The sequence below is a fragment of the Pseudomonas sp. MDT2-39-1 genome (assembly GCF_054898085.1).
Window position 1 is genome coordinate 970,493 of record NZ_CM142716.1, and the last position, 18,379, is coordinate 988,871.

At 54.8% G+C, this 18,379-nt stretch carries 19 protein-coding genes; 7 read left to right on the forward strand and 12 right to left on the reverse strand.

Features of this window, described 5'->3' with window-relative positions:
- Positions 1-9: 9 nt before the first annotated feature.
- The 6 genes from ACYZTM_RS04940 to ACYZTM_RS04965 form a co-directional block, all read right to left on the reverse strand.
- On the reverse strand, positions 10-1,113 hold the full coding sequence (locus ACYZTM_RS04940; RefSeq protein ID WP_131059920.1) for a hypothetical protein: 1,104 nt from the start codon (positions 1,111-1,113) through the stop codon (positions 10-12).
- Positions 1,113-2,333, reverse strand: a complete 1,221-nt coding sequence (locus ACYZTM_RS04945; RefSeq protein ID WP_131059921.1) for an MATE family efflux transporter — start codon at positions 2,331-2,333, stop codon at positions 1,113-1,115. The genes ACYZTM_RS04940 and ACYZTM_RS04945 overlap by 1 nt, the downstream gene beginning before the upstream one ends.
- Entirely contained in the window at positions 2,330-3,442 is a 1,113-nt protein-coding gene (locus ACYZTM_RS04950) for a polysaccharide pyruvyl transferase family protein (protein WP_131059922.1), read from the reverse strand. Before ACYZTM_RS04950 ends, ACYZTM_RS04945 begins: the two co-directional genes overlap by 4 nt.
- Before the next feature lie 14 nt (positions 3,443-3,456).
- The gene (locus ACYZTM_RS04955) at positions 3,457-4,539 is read right to left on the reverse strand and encodes a glycosyltransferase (protein ID WP_461989099.1); all 1,083 of its coding nucleotides are present in this window, start codon (positions 4,537-4,539) and stop codon (positions 3,457-3,459) included.
- Positions 4,540-4,644: 105 nt separating this feature from the next.
- Entirely contained in the window at positions 4,645-6,873 is a 2,229-nt protein-coding gene (locus ACYZTM_RS04960) for a polysaccharide biosynthesis tyrosine autokinase (protein WP_461987377.1), read from the reverse strand.
- Positions 6,874-6,917: 44 nt separating this feature from the next.
- On the reverse strand, positions 6,918-7,358 hold the full coding sequence (locus ACYZTM_RS04965) for a low molecular weight protein-tyrosine-phosphatase (protein WP_461987379.1): 441 nt from the start codon (positions 7,356-7,358) through the stop codon (positions 6,918-6,920).
- 316 nt (positions 7,359-7,674) lie between these two features.
- On the opposite strand from ACYZTM_RS04965, the gene ACYZTM_RS04970 reads away from it, so the two are divergent.
- Positions 7,675-8,631, forward strand: a complete 957-nt coding sequence (locus tag ACYZTM_RS04970; RefSeq protein WP_461987381.1) for a glycosyl hydrolase family 5 — start codon at positions 7,675-7,677, stop codon at positions 8,629-8,631.
- A 16-nt stretch (positions 8,632-8,647) separates the two neighbouring features.
- On the opposite strand, the gene ACYZTM_RS04975 is transcribed toward ACYZTM_RS04970, so the two are convergent.
- Positions 8,648-9,031, reverse strand: a complete 384-nt coding sequence (locus tag ACYZTM_RS04975; RefSeq protein ID WP_131059925.1) for a hypothetical protein — start codon at positions 9,029-9,031, stop codon at positions 8,648-8,650.
- 340 nt (positions 9,032-9,371) lie between these two features.
- On the opposite strand from ACYZTM_RS04975, the gene tal reads away from it, so the two are divergent.
- The gene (gene tal, locus ACYZTM_RS04980; RefSeq protein ID WP_461987383.1) at positions 9,372-10,298 is read left to right on the forward strand and encodes a transaldolase; all 927 of its coding nucleotides are present in this window, start codon (positions 9,372-9,374) and stop codon (positions 10,296-10,298) included.
- 114 nt (positions 10,299-10,412) lie between these two features.
- Here tal and rssC read toward each other — a convergent pair whose 3' ends face one another.
- Positions 10,413-10,895, reverse strand: coding sequence for an anti-sigma factor antagonist RssC (gene rssC, locus ACYZTM_RS04985; protein ID WP_007935262.1), 483 nt, complete (start codon positions 10,893-10,895; stop codon positions 10,413-10,415).
- Positions 10,895-12,076 (reverse strand): two-component system response regulator RssB, encoded by a 1,182-nt coding sequence (rssB, locus tag ACYZTM_RS04990; RefSeq protein ID WP_010456296.1) that lies wholly within the window; start codon positions 12,074-12,076, stop codon positions 10,895-10,897. Before rssB ends, rssC begins: the two co-directional genes overlap by 1 nt.
- 276 nt (positions 12,077-12,352) lie before the next feature.
- On the opposite strand from rssB, the gene ACYZTM_RS04995 reads away from it, so the two are divergent.
- Positions 12,353-12,652 (forward strand): PilZ domain-containing protein, encoded by a 300-nt coding sequence (locus tag ACYZTM_RS04995; RefSeq protein ID WP_131059926.1) that lies wholly within the window; start codon positions 12,353-12,355, stop codon positions 12,650-12,652.
- Between the two features lie 61 nt (positions 12,653-12,713).
- Here the strand turns inward: ACYZTM_RS04995 and ACYZTM_RS05000 are convergent, their stop codons facing one another.
- Positions 12,714-13,403 (reverse strand): MlaA family lipoprotein, encoded by a 690-nt coding sequence (locus ACYZTM_RS05000; RefSeq protein ID WP_131059927.1) that lies wholly within the window; start codon positions 13,401-13,403, stop codon positions 12,714-12,716.
- Between the two features lie 200 nt (positions 13,404-13,603).
- Here ACYZTM_RS05000 and ACYZTM_RS05005 point away from each other — a divergent pair, with 200 nt between their 5' ends.
- On the forward strand, positions 13,604-14,224 hold the full coding sequence (locus ACYZTM_RS05005) for an HAD family phosphatase (RefSeq protein ID WP_131059928.1): 621 nt from the start codon (positions 13,604-13,606) through the stop codon (positions 14,222-14,224).
- Between the two features lie 109 nt (positions 14,225-14,333).
- Complete coding sequence (locus tag ACYZTM_RS05010; protein ID WP_131059929.1) at positions 14,334-14,597, forward strand: DUF4404 family protein; 264 nt, start codon at positions 14,334-14,336, stop codon at positions 14,595-14,597.
- Between the two features lie 171 nt (positions 14,598-14,768).
- Here ACYZTM_RS05010 and queF read toward each other — a convergent pair whose 3' ends face one another.
- Entirely contained in the window at positions 14,769-15,599 is an 831-nt protein-coding gene (gene queF / locus ACYZTM_RS05015; protein WP_461987387.1) for an NADPH-dependent 7-cyano-7-deazaguanine reductase QueF, read from the reverse strand.
- 61 nt (positions 15,600-15,660) lie between these two features.
- On the reverse strand, positions 15,661-16,185 hold the full coding sequence (copI, locus tag ACYZTM_RS05020) for a copper-resistant cuproprotein CopI (protein ID WP_461987389.1): 525 nt from the start codon (positions 16,183-16,185) through the stop codon (positions 15,661-15,663).
- A 155-nt stretch (positions 16,186-16,340) separates the two neighbouring features.
- Between copI and ACYZTM_RS05025 the strand changes: the two genes are divergently transcribed.
- Together ACYZTM_RS05025 and ACYZTM_RS05030 are read left to right on the forward strand one after the other, a co-directional pair.
- The gene (locus tag ACYZTM_RS05025) at positions 16,341-17,021 is read left to right on the forward strand and encodes a heavy metal response regulator transcription factor (RefSeq protein ID WP_461987391.1); all 681 of its coding nucleotides are present in this window, start codon (positions 16,341-16,343) and stop codon (positions 17,019-17,021) included.
- Positions 17,021-18,370, forward strand: a complete 1,350-nt coding sequence (locus ACYZTM_RS05030) for a heavy metal sensor histidine kinase (protein WP_131059933.1) — start codon at positions 17,021-17,023, stop codon at positions 18,368-18,370. The genes ACYZTM_RS05025 and ACYZTM_RS05030 overlap by 1 nt, the downstream gene beginning before the upstream one ends.
- The last annotated feature ends 9 nt before the right edge of the window (positions 18,371-18,379 follow it).

Consider the following 18,379-nt stretch of genomic DNA (forward strand, 5'->3'; position numbering starts at 1 on the left):
CCACAAACCTCAGCGCAAGACGCTTGATTCAACCGACTCAGGTTTTTTTGAGCGCAACTGCAACCCCAACCCCAGAAACAGCACCGGAACCACCATAGAGAAATGTCGGGCAAACGAGCCGAAGTCAGGCTCGAACAAACCCTGCACCAATAAAAAGGACAGTGGAATCGCAATCAGCTCTTTGACTTTCGGCTCGATGATTGAGCCCTTGTAGTGACTCGACGTCATCATTTTGAACATCAACAACGAGGTCATCATCATCAGCACGACGAAGATGATCTGGCCCAGGCCGGAGAGAAGTATCAACTCCACCGGGAAAGACAGCCTGAAGAATATGCTCATCGAGTCCACGGCCTGTGAAACGAAATCACCGCCGCTAAACCACGACACGATCAATGACTTTGACCCCTCTTCACCGAGGGTGCGCTGTTCATTGTTACTGGCTCGAATGGACGAAACCGAATAGCCGACCAGCAACTGAATCGCCGTCGCGATCACCAGATAGAACATGAACAACATCACGAAAAAACTGAAACGCGATACATGCTTTTTCATCACGCACACGCCAACCCAGACCAGCGAGAACAATATCCAGTAGGGCCGAATCAGCACGCCGTAAAACAGCGCAGAAAGAAAAAAGCCCGCTCGGTATCGTTTCGAAAAGGAGAAAAACAGAATGGCAATCACCGCCACCGAGACAATGATTTCCTTGGTCAGGTTATCCAGAAAAAACGACCTGACCACACCCCATAGACACAAGGTTAGAAACAACGTTATTGGTATTTTTTTGAAGATGAAGACCGGGATGGAAGTCAGAAACAGGTTGCACAGCATCCCGTAGGCCCACGCATTGGTCAGGTTGATACCGGTGGGACGCAGCAGATAGGCCGAGCACTCGTAAGAAGACCGGTCTGGTGAAAACGGATTCCAGAAATTGCAGTTGTCTGAACGAACGTATGACGACCACAACGTCATTGCATCAGGACCAGGATCGCGGTGCATCAGCAGCGGCATCGCAATAGACAGAAAAAGACCACACAGCAGAATCAGGAATGAGATGGGCGAGTCGAGTTTTCTTCCGCGAAACTCTATGGACGGTAGAGAAATAGCCATTACAAGCTCCCCTTCGCCTGGGCGAACCTGGTCAGCAAAGCAATGACGGCCAACTGCATCGTAATCGAAAAGACATTGCCCCACGCCGCGCCATAAATTGAATAGTGCTTGATGAGCACATAGCTGACAGGCAGTGAAATCACCAGGCAGATTGCCGCACTGGCTAATGAAACCCGACTATTTTTTGAGGCAATAAGGCCTCCCCATACGATGTCGCCGACGGCGCGCAGGGCAAAAGAGAAAATCAGGATCGCTAAAATCCGGTTATCCGGACGCGGAACTGCCGCGGCCACATAATCAAGCAGGATGTTAAAGAAGGCATAAATCAGCACAGCAACCGCGCAGGAAACAACGAGTGAACGCAGCACCCATTGATTCACAAATAATTGCCGGACCGTCAGCGCCTGCTGGTTATCTTTATAACGCTTGGCAAGCACGGGAATGCCCACCACGGCAACGACCGCGTAAGACAGCGCTTGTAACGTGTTTGCGGCAGACCAGGAGTACACGTACTTGCCGAGGCTGGCATACGGTTCCATGTCCAGAATGAGAAAACGTTCAGCGTACTGACTTAATGCGATCAGCCCGCCTCCCAGATAAAACGGCAGCCCTGCTCTCCAGACAGAAGCCGTGGTGACGACACTGACTTCCCGCCCCCTGTGAACGTTAACCACAATGAAGTAACCGGCCACGATCACCAGAAGGTTGGTGGCCACCCATAACCAAAGAACACTGGCGATGGTGGACACCACGCCCGCCATGAGTCCGCCAACGGCAAGGAGCGCCCAGAGGCCGGTTTTGATGAAGAACAACAACGCGCCCCAGTTGGCTTTTTGTGCGGAAAAGACAAACGAGTTTATTTCGAAGGAAAGATGCTCGGTGAGCAGCAAAAACGTGACGCACGCGATCAACGCGACACTCGCCTCAACATCACTGAACAGTGAGTAAAGGGCGACCGTGCCCACCGATAACAACAAACCAACGGCCAGGTATAGAACCAGTACCTTATCAACGACGAGCTTCGTACTGCCCCCCACGCTGATCAGCCGATTGATTTCAGAGCTGAACCCTACACTGTAAAACTTCGAGGCGATCAAGGAGGCAGCTACCACTACGCCGTAGAAACCCAATGCGTCATAACCCAGGTAATGAGTGATGGCCAACACCAGCAAAAACTTCGCGCCTAATGCACCTCCCCGTAGCAACAACCGAAATATCATCGAACAATCCCTTTGATGATAGTGTCCATCAACTCCGTTTTGGCTTCGATTTCCTTGCAGGTGTCCGTCAGTTTTTTACCGAATCTGGACAACGCATTCGGGGCGTAAACGGTGTCGATGATGGTGTCGACATTGATATCTCCACCATTGATCACCCAGTCTTCCACGCCCATATCCTGATAGGCGCCAAAACCTTTGCGTTCATAGCTGATATGGAACGCAGGCACGCCGGCGAGTAGAGACTCAATGGCTCCATGCAGCCTTACGGAAATGACCAGATCGGGCTGATACTTTGACAGGGTTGCCTTCAAGGGCAAGAGGTCCTCGGTAATGCCGAGTTCCCGATAGAACGCCCCGTCATCGTTGCCACGGACGGCGCTTTGGACAGCGCAGACCACTTTGCTCTTGGCCCTTAGTCGCTTCAACAGAAGCTTCAAGTTGGCAACGTAGGCAACTTTCTTCTCTTTGCTCCATTCCGGCGGCTTGCGTAAAACCACGCAGACCACGGCCGGCGATGCCGCACAGCGGGTGAACTTGGGTTGCACCAGTATCTTCTTCGCCAACGCCTGGACCGCCAGATCTGGCGCTCGATAGACATTGGCATTGGACTCGAAAATAGCCGACGACCTGTTGTCCCGGACAAACACCGCATCGGCACTGGCGTAGTGTTCTACGATAGCGCTGCTCTCACCGTGGAACGGGCCGATACTTTGCGGCAGGTAAACCGACGGCACCTTGCTCAAAATCGCCGTTTCGAGCTGCTTGGCATGACCCAGTTTCAACTTGATGTGTTCAAAGGCACTTTTTGAGCGCATGTACCCACCGCCTACCCCGACGATCAGATCACTGGTGCTCAAGAGGTCCGCGAGTGGCGCGTAAGACTGTTTAAGGAACACAGCTTCCTTCACGCGCCCCAGTCCTTTAGCCGCCATGACCGGCGCGTCATACCGCTTATAGGGAAGATAACTAAATGACTTGGGGTCCGACGCAACGACGTTGATTAACGTGTCAGCACCAAAGTTTCGCAACACCAAGGCGATGGCCAAATCCACGAGAAGGCCATCACCCGAATTTGACGCACTGTAGCCATGCAAAATAGTTACGTTCATATCTTGATATCTACTTAATAAGTTTGAGCGGAATACACGTCATAGGTTTGCTGGATCATCAGCGTTGCGCTGAACCGTTTGCGCACTCGATTGCGGCTTTCGGTGCCCAGCTCCAGCAACTTTTGTTTCTTGATATTTACTAAGATATTGGCGAGCGCCTGGTGATCGCCCGTCGAAAATATGTAGCCCGTAACGTCGTGCGTCACCAGTTCAGGCAGCGATGTACAGTCACTGGCAATAACGGGCACGCCCATGGCCATTCCTTCGAGTGGGACCATGGCAAAACCTTCCCAGCGACTGGGGACAATCAGGGCGTCTGCCGTTTTATAGAGTTCATTCACCTCTGCCGGGGTTACCCAGGGCAGGTATTCAACGGCGTCAATGACGGGGCACTCTACCGACTCCTCATTTACCGCACTGCCGACAACCGTCAGTTTCAAGTCCTTGCGTTCGACTTCCGTGAACGCCTTGAGCAAAACATCAAAGCCTTTCTGGTAGTCCAGTCGACCCACAAATAAAAGCTGAATATCCGTACGCTGATGAGACAGACCCTCATCGTTTTTATAATGAATGCCGTTGTAGATCAGCTTCATACGGTGGCGGTCGATACCAAACGAAGCCGCTTTATCCAGTTCATACTGGCTCACACAAATAATGACATCCGTCACTTTTTGCAAAAGCCGCTCAATCAGCGAATACACTTTCTGCTTGGCGGGAGAACTTTCCATCAAGAACGAAAACGCGTGCGGGCAATAGATGACTTTCGGTGACCGCCAAGGGCGCACGACCAAACAAACACATCGGCCAATGACACCGGAGAACGTGCTGTGCAAATGCACCACATCAGGTTTTTCCTTGAAGATCACACGGATGAGTTGCCAGGCAAACCGCAGAAGGGAGACAACACCTCTCTTGTTTCTGGAGAAGGTCCTGATGTCCTTTTCATCAATGCCATGCAGTTCTTTCTTCTGGTCGAACGGGATCAAATAGACCAGTTCATACTGCCGGGCGTCGCCCTCAGGAGGGGTTGATATCGTCCGGATGACAGTCGCAACACCACCTTTGATCGTTTCCGCAACGTGTAGTATTTTTTTCACAATCCACCCAATTCCATGAACGTAGACGCAGGCAAAAGAGAGTTGAAAGTGGTTAAAAATCGTCAACCCACTTTCAATCCAATGACTTGGTAGATAGAACTCGCTTCACGACTTGTCAGAGGCGTATTCATAGTTGTAATAGCCGTAACTGCCATTACCGTAATAGCTGGACGCTCGTTTCTCGACGCCATTAAAAATCGCGCCTTTTAATTCGATACCGTTTTGAGCAAACCGACGAATAGTCAATTCGATCTCTTTGGCAGGATTTACACCGAAGCGAGTCACGATCAGATTAATGGCGGCTTCACGCCCAACGATTGCAGCATCTGTCACGGCCAGAAGAGGTGGCGTGTCGATGATCACCACGTCGTAGCGCTCACTCAGTTCTGCCAGGAGCTCTCTGAAGTTGGCATGCATCAACAGCTCTGACGGGTTAGGCGGTACCTGTCCACGACTGATGAAATGCAAGTTATCGACTTCGAGCTTATTGATTGCTTGCTCAATGCTGCAGCGCTTGGTCAACAGATCGGATAAACCATTGCTGATCGGGGTGGCCAACGTCTTGTGCAGATGACCTTTGCGCATATCGCCATCGATCAGTACGACTCTCTGCCCGCTTTGAGCAATGACCGCGGCCAGGTTAGAGGAGACAAACGTCTTGCCGACCTGGGGGCTCGGACCGGAAATCATGATCCGGTTATTGGTCGCATCCAGCCCCGCAAAATGCAGACAGGTTCGCAGGCTGCGTATCGACTCGATGGACAGGTCAGTAGGGTTACGCAGCGCTAATAGAAACGCCTGGTGGTTGGCACTATCGCCCAAGCGGACTTTTTTACTGTCCTCTTCCTGTTGCAGGGTGCTGTAAGGAATGGAGGCATAGACGGGCAGTCCAAGTTGTTCGATGGCTTCTGGCCCCTCGAGTCCTCTGCTCAGCGATTTACGCACTAACACCAGGGCAACACCGACAAACCCACCCAGGAAAGTCGCAATCAGTACGATCAGGGCTTTGCGGGGTTTGACCGGGGTCGTGATGTCGACATCCGCCGTATCAATCAACCGCGCATTGCCGACCGCCCCTGCCCTTACGATATCCAGCTCCTGGGATTTGTTCAGCAGCTGGGTGTAGATCTGTGTCGCCACTTCCACATCACGGGTCAGGTTCAACAGCTCCTGCTGTGTAGCCGGAAGCCCCTGGACCTTTTTTTCCAACCCTTGTCGCTGTTTGTTCAAATCCCCCATCTGAGCCATCAAGGCGCGGTAAGCCGGATGCTCTCTAGTGAACTTTCGATCCATGTCCGCTTGCTGGAGTTTCAGGTCCGAGATGCGCGTATCCAGCACCACCATCTGTTCCAGGACTGACTTGGTTTCGAGCGAAATGTTTACTGTATTTCCGCGGGTTTGATAGCTGTTCAGCGCGTTACTGGCTTTGACCAGATCGTCTTTGACTTGCGGGAGTTGTGCCTGCAGGAACTCCAGACTCTGGGCTGCCTCGGCTGAGGTGCGTTGCACATTCTGCTGCACATACAGTCTTGAGATCTTGTTGAGAATCTTCACCGCCAGCGCGTAGTCGGTGCTGGCCAAGGCCAGACTTATAATGCCCGACTCTTTACCTTGCTCGGAGACCTCGAGGGCGTCCTGGTAATTCTGAATGGTGACAATGCGTGGATTGCGCACGACTTCAAATTGGGTGCCTGGATTCGCGGCCATGCTCGCGACGAGCACCTCTACACCGTCTTGCGCGATGGCTTCGCCTGTGGCGCCGGCGGCCAACAAACCGCCATTGTCATCGTAGAGTTTGAATCGATTCTGCTCTTCGGCAACCAGCTTCAATTTCTTGCCTAACAGTTCATTCGGCAGATTGAGCTGTTCAATATCAAGGCGTTCGCCGCCCCATGCATAACTGTTCATGCCGAAACGCGGCGGTGAAACACTTTCGGTCGGGGTACTTTTATATCGCCGCGCAAGAAAGCCGCCGACAACCGGAAAGGTGTTGGGCGTTATCACGATATCAAGGCGCAGATCATCGACTGTTTTACCAATCACCGCGCGGGACTTGATAATGCCGATCTCGGTAGCCGCCGGGGATTGCCCACCGAGCATGCTACTGATATCCGAGAAGCCCAACATGTCGTTCTTTTTCGGCTCGACCTGTACCAGAGCGTTCGCCAGATACACTGGCGGCGATAAGATCGAATACGCGGCACCGCTCACCATGAACGCCCCGGTGATGGCACCGATCAACCATTTATGGTCAATCAATGTGCCTAATAAACCGAGCAGATCAATCTCGTCTCTCTCTTTATCCCGGGTGCTGACTACTGACGGTAACTGCATAAGGTCTATTCTTTTACCATTATTACTAATCTGAAAATCATCCATCAACGTCCGAGGCGCTGCGCCCATGAGCAAACGGCATCTTCAATCAATGCATGGGCATGGACAAAAGCAGCTTTTCCTTGACGATACGGGTCCTTTATTTCGCGTTCACTCTGCCACTTACCCAGAAGAAACACTTTGCCCCTGGCGTGCGATGCAATCCTTAGTACGGCCTGTACATGCTCTTTTTCCATGACCAGAATGAGATCTGATTCATTAACAATGGCGGGAGTAATCTGTCGCGCTTTAAACGCTTGGGCTTCGTGGCCCTGCTCTTCAAGAGCCAGAAGTGCGTCGGGCTCCATAGACTCACCCACCCGCGCGTTCAATCCCGCGGAGGTCACTGAGATACCTGAAGGTTGCAGCGCATGGCGAAGCAACAGTTCAGCGGTAGGACTTCGGCAAATATTGCCGACGCAGACCACAAGAATCTTTCTGAACAAGGCTACTCTTCCCGTGTAGTGTCGAATCGGCCAACGTATAGCGAGGAGTTGAGTGAACCGATTAGATCGTCCCGCATTCAGAGATGGATCCGTCATGAAAATACAAGTGTATTAAATACCACGACGCATAAAAACACCCAACCAGAAAACCGGACCATAAATAACACTTGCGATCTGGAAGTTATTTATCCGACAAAAATTAACAATGAAGGGAATGACATAGAGGATTAATGATATCGCTGTACTAACTGGCTAATGCTATTTTGACCCTGGCCCATGCCAGGGACGACATACTGACTCAACAGGAAATCCCGATATGCGTATTCGACTGATCGCCACTTCAACGCTGTTTATACTTGGCGCACTCAGCCCCGCTTACGCCAGCCAGGCTTTTTCAGTGCTGGCGCAAGACAACAAGACAATAGGCGTTCAGGTGAAGATTCAAAATTTCTCAGCCGCCGACGCCCATCAGATCAAAGCCTCAGGGTTCGGATTCGTACGCTTTGGCGTATGGACGAACAGCCTGGGCAACCCGGCGTATCAACACCAGATCAATGAAGCCTTCGCTGCTGCCAAATCCGCCGAACTGCCGGTATTGATGACCGTTCGCTCAACCAAAGCGTTAACTCACAAAACGCAAAGCAGCGGCAGTGATCTCGCCGCTGCGGGAGATTCCTTCGCGAACTCGGTCATCGGCCTGGAAAAAGCCTTCAGCACGCAGCTTGTCGCCATTGAAATCTGGAATGAACCAGACTTGCCGAAATACTGGCCCACCCGGGATTTTGAAGTAACGTTTGTGCCTTTCATGAGTGCAGTGTGCAACGCGTTACAACAGCGGGATCATTCAACCCCACTGATCGGGTTTGGGTTCGCAAAGGTGCCAACCAAAGACTCCAAGGCGACCGTCGCACTGACTAAAATCATTAAGGATTACCCACAATGCCTCAGTGCAGTCTCCTACCATCCCTATGGCATGTCGGGCACCGAGATCAGCAGTGCTCAAGCGTTTATCCTCGATAACTTCCATGTACCGGGGGTCATTACCGAATGGGGAGTGCCATCGCTCAGTTCCATCGGGGGCACCGCCGGACAAGCATCACGCATTACAAGATTCATCTCGGATGTCAAAAAACTGAATATACCGCTGACATCCCTTTACGAATGGAAAAACAGCGACTCAGGCAGTAACGATCGCGAACGAAGTTTCGGGCTAACGTCATCTGATGGAAAATCAAAACCTGCGCAAGTGGCCGTCAGAATGTTACTAAAGTAACGACCGCACCCTTCCCTTAACAGGGGCTTTTATTCATCCACTCCGCATAACTCGCGGCGTCCATTGCCAGCGACTCCTCCACCAGGACCTCGAACAATACGGCTTGCGCTTCAAACCGCAGGTCATGTCTGGACTTCTGGGAGTCGTTCATTTGTTCCATCAACACGCGAGTGACTTGACTGGGCATGCTGGATTTCACTCGTTTTAGCCAGCCGGGAATTTTCTTCGCGGCTTTCACTCTTCCCATCTCCACCAGACCATTCATATTGTCCGGGTGGTTCTTCTTTGAAGCAGTCATCAGTTCTTCAAATACTTCGGTCAATTTCTTCAAGACATAACCGAGAATAAAGTCATCGAAGGCCTCCACAATTGCAGACACCCGCTCCCCTTGTGAAGTCATTTCCCCATCCAATACCTACATTTATCGGCGCCACATTACACGCCATCCGGGTGGCACTAATTGACATCTTATAACGACTGAACTTGACTATTTCTAACAGTCACAGGCACCCGAATGCAGGCATGGCAGCGCAGTCGCCGGAGTTGCCAGCGAAGCGTCAACGGTCAGTTGCTTTGAACCTGCGCCGCGTTTTGGCATCGTATTTACCGATACCCGCGCCCCGCCTTTCAAACATCCGTTTCCCGGTTGTTGCCACCGGGGCCACCGATACGTACATGCGCCCTTGAGTGGCTGTCAGCGCTCGGGTAATGTCATCAGACCCATAGGACAGAGCACGCCCATGACTTCCAAGCTGGAACAACTCAAACAAATGACCACCGTAGTTGCCGACACCGGCGACTTCGAAGCTATCGCTCGCGTAAAACCCGTCGACGCTACCACCAACCCTTCCCTGCTGCTGAAAGCCGCTGCCATCCCCGGTTATGCCGAGTTGCTGAACGCCTGCGTTCACGACTGCAAGGGCGATGTGGGCCTGGCCAGCGACCGTTTTGGCGTGGCGGTAGGCCAAGAGATTCTGAAGGTTGTACCGGGCCGAATTTCCACTGAAGTGGATGCGCGCCTTTCGTTCGACACTGACGCCGTATTGAAGCGTGCGCACCGTCTGATCGAGCTGTACGACAAGGCCGGCATTGGCCGCGACCGCGTGCTGATCAAAATCGCCTCCACCTGGGAAGGCATCCGCGCCGCCGAGAAGCTTGAAAAGGAAGGCATTCAGACCAACCTGACGCTGCTGTTCTCGTTTGCTCAGGCTGCGGCCTGTGCTGACGCCGGGGTATTCCTGATTTCGCCGTTCGTAGGTCGCATCTACGACTGGTACAAGAAGGCTAACGGCAACGACTACATTGGCGCGGATGATCCGGGCGTGCAGTCGGTGACGCGTATCTACAACTACTACAAGGCCAATGACTACAAGACTGTGGTCATGGGCGCGAGCTTTCGTAACCTCAATCAGATCGAGCAGTTGGCTGGGTGTGATCGCCTGACCATCAGCCCGGACCTGCTGGAGAAGCTGGCGGCTGACACTGGCAAGCTGGAGCGCAAGTTGGCTCCGGGCCATGCGGGTGAGGCGCGCTTGAGCCTGAAAGAAGCGCAGTTCCGTTGGTTGTCCAACGAGGATGCGATGGCGACCGAGAAACTGGCTGAGGGGATTCGTCAGTTCGCCCGCGACCAGGAAAAACTCGAAGCACTGCTGCAAGCCAAGCTCTGATTCAGTAAGCAAATGCAAAAAAGGGCGAACCTTAACGGGTTCGCCCTTTTTTATGCTTTGAATTTGGGGTGTTTGTTATGTCGCCATCGCGGGCAAGCCTCGCTCCTACAAGGATCAATGACGCTCTAAAGCATTCACCAAATCATGGAAAGCTTCACGATTGGAGTCGTTCAGGCCCATGAGGATTTTGTGTGCTTCAAGCACTTTGATCCGCACGACTTCTTCGGACTGATCCTGGTCTGGCAGGTCGGTCAGGCATTCGGGGCACGGGATCGGGCGGTCAACGATGTTGAACACTTGCTCGAAACCCATGGACTGCAGCAGACGGGTGATGTCTTCGTGGGTGGTGACGACGGTCGGCAGCAGGCCGACCTTTTGCCGCGACAGGATCGACAGTTTGGCCAGCAGGCCAAGGGTGGTGCTGTCGATGCTGCGGGTTTCGGTCAGGTCGATCACGATCGCGTTGAAGTTCAACGCGGTGAAGATCCGCTCAATAGTCGCATCCAATGCCGAACACAGGGTCAGGCGAACTTCACCGACGAACTTCAGGACGAAGGTGCCATCCTGCTCGGCGAACTGGATTCTACCGGTACTCATTAAAGATTCCTGCTCAACACCAACAGGGCGATATCATCCGGCATCTCCCCTAGCGTGGCCAATCCGAAAACCTGCCGCAGACCATCCAGGCTGCCGCCCGCTGCCTTGACCCGTTGGGGCAAAGCCGCTTCTTTTTCTTTGAGTGTAGGTTCTGGCAAAAGGTCCAGAATGCCGTCGGACATCAGCGTCAGGCTGAACGTCGGCGGCAGCTCCAGCACGTGGTCTTCATAGGTAGCTTCATTAAAGAGGCCCACCGGCAGACCGCGCCCTTCCAGATAACGAACACTGTCTGGCGTGTACAACACAGGCAACGGCAAATGACCACCGATGCTATAGGTCAACAAACCTGTCTCCTCGTCGATGACTCCACCGACCATTGTGACGTGTTTACCCAGCTTACAACTGATCAGGCCTCGGTTGATATGACCAAGGACCTCTGAAGGCTTGAATTCTGGCAATGTGCCGCTGCGCTTGGATTCAAACAGCAAGCGCGTGGTCATGAACTTCAACAGCACGGTAACGAAGGCTGAAGAGGCGCCATGACCGGAAACGTCCGCCAGGTAGAAGGCTACCCGACGCTCGTCGACCCGAAAGTAGTCAACGAAATCACCCGACAGGTACAGCGACGGGATGATCTGGTGAGCAAACTGGAACTCATCGATGGTCCAGGGACTGACCGGCAGCATGTTCATCTGCACCTGGCGACCGGCGTTCTGGTCTTCCTGGAGCAGGTTCAGGCTGGCGGCGAGCTCTCGGTTAGCCTTTTCCAGCTTCTCGCGGTAGCGCTGGTTTTCCAGCAGCAGGCGCGCGCGATCCAGGGCCCGGCGCACAGAGTGCTCGAGCACAGCCAAATCTTCGAGAGGCTTGATCAGGTAGTCCGCCGCGCCCAGGCGCAGGGCCTCGACCGCGTCGTTCATCACGCCGGCACCCGAAACCACGATCACCGGGGTTTGCGGCGACAGCTCGGTGACCTGGCGAATGAGTTCGAGTCCGCCCATCTGCGGCATGCGCAGATCGCAGATGACCAAGTCGGGCTTGTCTTGCTCGAATACCTGAAGTCCCTGCTGGCCATTGCTGGCCTGCAGGACACTGAAACCACTGTCTTCCAAGTAGGCCGCGAGGCTCGCGCGCACTACTTCGTCATCATCGATTATCAGCAGCGTGGCACTGGTTTTTGGCATGTGGGCAAACGGCGCCAGAATTAGGTTGGCGTAGCAGGCAGGGGTTTTGTCCCGGCTCACACTACTGGATTCGCTTTCTAGCCTCTCTACTGCACCGTTTTCGAGCGTTTGCCCTACACACAGGTTCACCAGAGGTGCCCTTCTAAGGCGCAGACGGTACTCCCATCCGCGGGGCGTTTCAAGCTCACGCCGATGGTCGCTTGACGTCTTTACTTGTCAAATCACCGGGAGTTATAAGAACAGGTAAAACCGTAACCCTATGGAAGGATGAAGCCCATGAGTCAAACCGATCGGGACTACAGCGAAAAGCGCGATTTCATCCGCATGCGGGTCGATGCCGATGTGTCGCTGATTCACGAAGGCGATGAGGTGCCAGCCGTCTGCATCGACCTTTCCAGCAGCGGTATGCAGGTTGAGGCACCCCGCCTGTTCAAGGTCGGGGACCGGATCAGCGTGCGCATCGACTCCGATCACGCAGCGCTCAAAGGGCTTGAGGCCGATACCGAAGTGGTGAGGGTGAAAGAACAGGACGGTGGCACTCAGAAACTCGGGCTTACAATCTTGAAGATGAAATAAGCCCGGATCCAAACGAAAGAAGGCGGCCGATTGGCCGCCTTCTTCATTTTACTGGTCGAGATCAAAAATCGTCTTCGACCTGGCCGTCTTTGACTTTGAACTCGCGGTTCTGCAAGTACGCATTGCGGATGAAGGTGTACTTGTCGCCGCTGATCAACTTCTCGCTCGACAGCAAGCTGGCGCGGGTGTCGACGATATTCAGGCCGAAGACCGAGTTACGCACCGGCACGTCGTTGATGTAGCGGTACGGGCCGGTGTAGCCGTCGACGAACTTGGAAGGTGCATCACGCAAGGTGCTTGGGCCCATCAGCGGCAACATCACGTACGGACCGCTGCCCACACCCCAGTAACCGAGCGTCTGGCCGAAGTCTTCGTCGCTACGATTCAGGCCCATTTGGGTGCCGACATCGAAGAAGCCCAGCAGGCCGAAGGTGGTGTTGAAGATCAGACGCGCGGTGTCTACGCCCGCTGCAGCAGGTTTGACCTGCAAGACATTGTTGGCAAGGTTGGTAACATCACCGACGTTGCGGAACATGTTGTGAATGCCGTCTTCCAGGAACTGCGGCGTCACAAACTCATAGCCTTGAGCGATTGGCTTCAGTGCGTAAGTGTCGACGAAGTCGTTGAACTGGAAGATAGGACGGTTGACGCTTTCCCAAGGGTCTTCTTCCGTGGCAGCCTGGGCTGCGAACGGAACCAGCAAAACGCTGGCACACACACAAAGCTGAGCTAGACGATTGCTCCAGCGCATAGAAAACTCCTTGGATTGTACTGGCAAGGGCGCTTGGCCCAGGCGATAAGCTGGCTAGTATAAGACGGAAAAGCCGATTTAGGGCAGCCTCGCAAGTGATGGCCTACGGATGATTCGTCCTGATTGATAGCGCTTCACATCAGTGTCACTCAACTGTCACCGGCGGCGCATAGCCTTGTCACTATTTCAGGGACGTTGATATGCCGCACGCCGAAACCTTGCCCCTCGCTGCACCCAGCCTGACCGCCGTACTGTTCGGGCTCAGTGGTTGCCTGGTGGATTTCGGCGCCCGGATGCGCCAGCACGATACTCACACGCCCGAGCACGCCGAGGTCACGCCCGGCGCGCTGGACAGTCTGAACAGCTTGCAGCGCCAGCAGATTCCTTGCGCCTGGCTCGACGAGTTGCCCCCGGCCGTCAGCCATTCCCTGGCCGGCGCCCTGCCGGCGTGGATCAAACCTTCGCAACACCCCGCAACAATCAATCCGTGGCCGGCGCCGAACGCTTGCTGGCAAGCGTTAATGGCATTGAATGTCGAACAACTCGATGGTTGCGTACTGGTCAGCGGCGAACCGCGATTGCTGCAATCGGGACTGAATGCCGGGCTGTGGACGATCGGCCTGGCGTCCTGCGGCTCGCTCTGCGGGTTGGCGCCCAGTGAATGGCAGGCCTTGAGCCAAAAGGAACGCGAACACCTGCGCGGCAAAGCGACGGTACAGCTGTTCGGTCTGGGGGTGCATTCGGTGATCGATCATCTGGGCGAACTGGATACCTGCCTGGCCGACATCAGTCTGCGTCGGCTCAAGGGCGAAAAGCCCTGATCGAGATCATGCAGGTTCAGCTGGAGTGGATTAATCTAAAGGCAAGCCATAGACCTTTGGCGCGCTGCTGCGGTCTATGCCAGTGCCTATCGATAAAAGGAAGAACGCCATGCCTGCCCGCGAACTGCAACAACAGCTCAATACTCTGCGCGAGCAATTGGAACAGAATCCACCGCTGACCGAAGCCGAGCGCGAAGACCTGCACGCGCTGATGGCACAGATCGAACTTGAGCTTGAACTTGAAACCAAAACCCAGGACACCAACCTCGCCGACAATGTGAACCTGGCCGTCGAGCGCTTCGAAATTGAACACCCTACCCTTGCCGGAACCTTGCGCAACATCGTGCAAGCCCTCGGCAACATGGGGATCTGAACCTGCCAGATGAAAAAAAGCCCTGCTATCGCTAGCGGGGCTTTTTCTTATCGGTGTGCAATGCAATCCCCCCTGTGGGAGTGAGCCTGCTCGCGATGGCTGAGTGTCAGGCGACATCTATGTTGGATGAGCCATCGCCATCGCGAGCAGGCTCGCTCCCACATTAGATCTTTATTGGCGGACCAGGCGGTGGTTCGGCAGTTGAACAGTTTCAGTGCTGCGATACGGGTTGATGTCCAACCCACCGCGTCGCACATACCGTGCATAAACCGTCAACTTCTCCGGTTTCAGCAACCGCTGCAAGTCGAGGAAAATCCGCTCCACGCACTGTTCATGGAAGTCCGAGTGCTGACGGAAGCTCACAATGTATTCCAGCAAACTCGCGTGATCCAGCGCCGCGCCACGGTATTCCACCGCCACGCTGCCCCAGTCCGGCTGGCTGGTGACCGGGCAGTTGGATTTGAGCAAATGGCTGTGCAGGCTCTCTTCAACAATGCGCGAATCATCGCAACGCAGCAGTTCGGGACGCGGATGCTCGTAGCTGCTGACACTGATCTCCAGGTCATCGATGCACACACCCGGCAACGCCACGACGCCTTCGGCTTCAACATCCTTGAGGCTGCGAATCCGCACGCCAACCGGCTTGCCGGCGGCGGCCGAGAGGTCTTTCACCAGCGTCGATTCAAGGGTCGCGGTGTCGGCAAACGGCGTCTGATTCAACGAATTCAGATACAACTTGAACGACTTCGACTCAATGATGTTCGGCGAATCCGCCGGGATGCTGAACTCGCCAATCGCCACCACCGGCTTGCCCGACGGCAACAACCACGACAGCTCGAAGCAGTTCCAGAAATCCACACCCTTATAAGGCAGGGTTTGCGCCGTCAGGCCCAACTCGGCCCATTTCGCGGTGCGCGGGATCGGGAACAGCAAGGACGGCGTATAGGTGGCGATGTATTCGCTGGATTTGCCCAGCGGCGAGTGTTCGGCTGCGGGATGCATGGCGGAAACCTGACTGAAGAATCAGCGGATTCTACCAGCCTTTGCGTCCGCCTTAGAGTGCTTACTGACTGACAGTCAGTTTGCCGACCATGCCCGCCTGGTAATGGCCGGGAATATTGCAGGCAAATTCCAGGTTGGTGGCCTTGGTAAAGGTCCAGGTCAGCTCTGCCGTTTTTCCCGGTTCGACGAGGACGCTATTCGGGTCGTCGTGCTTCATCATTCCGTGATCCATGCCAGCCATCGAACCGTGGTCCATTTCCTTCATGCCTGTAGGCGTGAGCATGCCGCTCTGCTGCATCTTCATCATTTCCTGCTGATGTTTGGCATGCATCGCCGCATCACCCAGGTTGAATTCGTGCAGTAACTGGCCTTTATTCACCAGCACCAAACGAACCGTCTCACCGGCCTTGATATCGATCGCCTTGGGCGTGAAGGACATGTCGCCCATCACCACTTCAACACTGCGGGCAGCCTTGGCCGTCGGGGCCGGTTGACCGAAATCGTAGGTATGCGCCGGCGATGCCCACACCGGCGAACTCAATGCCAACAAACACGCGGCCCGCACCAGAGGCTTGCGCAAAAACATAGTCGTACTCCAACAAGATAAGGTTCAGCCTGTGGAAAACTCTAAACTGTCGTCACTGCCCACAACCTGACAGCCAGATTACAACTTTGTCAGGTTGACCTGTGTTTACGCTGCCCACGGTATAAAGCGTTCGTTCCATTTGCCTCGAGTTGCCTATGAAGCTGCTGATCGTCGAAGACCAACCGAAAACCGGCCATTACTTGCGCCAGGGCCTGACCGAGGCCGGTTTCAACACCGAGCTGGTGGCCGACGGCAACACCGGCCAACAACTGGCATTGAGTGGTGACTACGCGTTGTTGATCCTTGATGTGATGCTGCCCGGTCGTGATGGTTGGCAAATTCTGCAAGCGGTACGCAGTGCCGGTCTGGATACGCCGGTACTTTTTCTGACAGCGCGAGATGCGGTGGAGGACAGAGTTCACGGCCTCGAACTCGGCGCCGACGATTACCTGGTCAAACCGTTCGCCTTCTCCGAATTGCTGGCTCGGGTCCGCAGCCTGTTGCGACGCGGTAGCGTTTCGCCTCAGGAAACGAGCCTTGCACTTGCCGACTTGCGCCTGGACTTGATCCGCCGCCGGGTGGAACGCAGTGGTCAGCGTATCGACCTGACCGCCAAAGAGTTCGCCTTGCTGGAAATGCTTCTGCGGCGCCAGGGCGAAGTGCTGCCCAAATCACTGATCGCCTCCCAGGTCTGGGACATGAATTTCGACAGCGACACCAATGTCATCGAGGTCGCGATCCGCCGTTTGCGTCTGAAAATCGACGATGAATTCCCCAACAAGCTGATTCATACCGTGCGCGGCATGGGTTATGTCCTTGAAGAGCGCCCTGTCTGATGCGTCGACTTTCGTTAAGCAGTCGCCTGGCGCTGCTGTTTGCGGCCTGTACGGCCGTGGTTTCGTTGTTTGCCGGGGTGTTGTTCAGTCGCGCCAGTGAGGCGCATTTCATCGAGCTCGATCAGCAGTTGCTGGACGGTAAGTTGATTGGTTTGCGCCGCGCGCTGCACGACGTTCGATCAAGTGAAAGTGAAGTCAAACTGGCGGATGAACTGAGCCGGCAGGCGGATCTGTCGCTGCGAATCACCGGCAGCGATGGCCAGCGCTGGTACGACAGCTCGACGCACCTGCCGGAAAAGCTCCCGCATAAACCCGGCTTATCCACGTTGAACGACGACGGCACCGATTATCGCGTGCTGAATGCGCCGCTGTTTGTCGATCGGCCCGACTCACCGCAACTGACCTTGCTGCTGGACATCACCCATCACCAGCACTTTCTGCAACGCATGCAGCGCCTGATCTGGCTGACCGTCGGTTTGTCAGCCCTGGCCACCGCGTTGCTCGGTGCATGGGCGGCGCGCAGTGGCTTGCGCCCGTTGCGGCGCATGAGTGCGATCGCCAGCGGCGTTTCGGCGCAATCGCTAAACGCCCGGCTCCCCGAAGAGAATATGCCGTCGGAACTCACCGAATTGGCCCACAGCTTCAACGCCATGCTCGGACGCCTGGACGACTCTTTTCAGCGGCTATCGGCCTTCTCTGCCGACATTGCCCATGAACTGCGCACACCCCTGTCGAATCTGCTGACCCACACCCAGGTCACCCTCACCCGCCCTCGGCCTATCGACGATTACCGGGAAGCGCTGCACAGCAACCTCGAAGAACTGCAATGGATGGCGCAACTGGTCAACGACATGTTGTACCTGGCAAAGGCTGACCATGGGTTGCTGACGCCCAAGCGGGAATCCCTGGAGCTGGCAGAGGAAGCGGATGTGTTGCTGGAATTTTTTGCGCCGCTGGCTGAAGACGCCCGAGTGACGTTGAGCCGCGAGGGCAGCGCGCAGATGGAGGGTGACCGCAGTATGTTGCGGCGGGCGCTGTCCAATTTGCTGGATAACGCGTTGCGGTTTACGCCCGCTGATGGAGAGGTGCGGGTGCGGATTGTTGATCAGGTCAAAGGCTTGAGTTTGACGATTGAGAACAGCGGGGACGGGATTGACGGGGCGTTGCTGCCGAGATTGTTTGACCGGTTTTATCGCGCGGATCCGGCGCGTCAGGAAGGTAGCAGTGAGCATGCAGGGTTGGGGTTAGCGATTACCCAGTCGATCATCCGAGCCCATGGTGGGCAGATTCGGTGTGAATCGGAGAATGGGTGGACGCGGTTTGTGATTGACATGCCCAAGGGAGAATGAGGCCAGCAG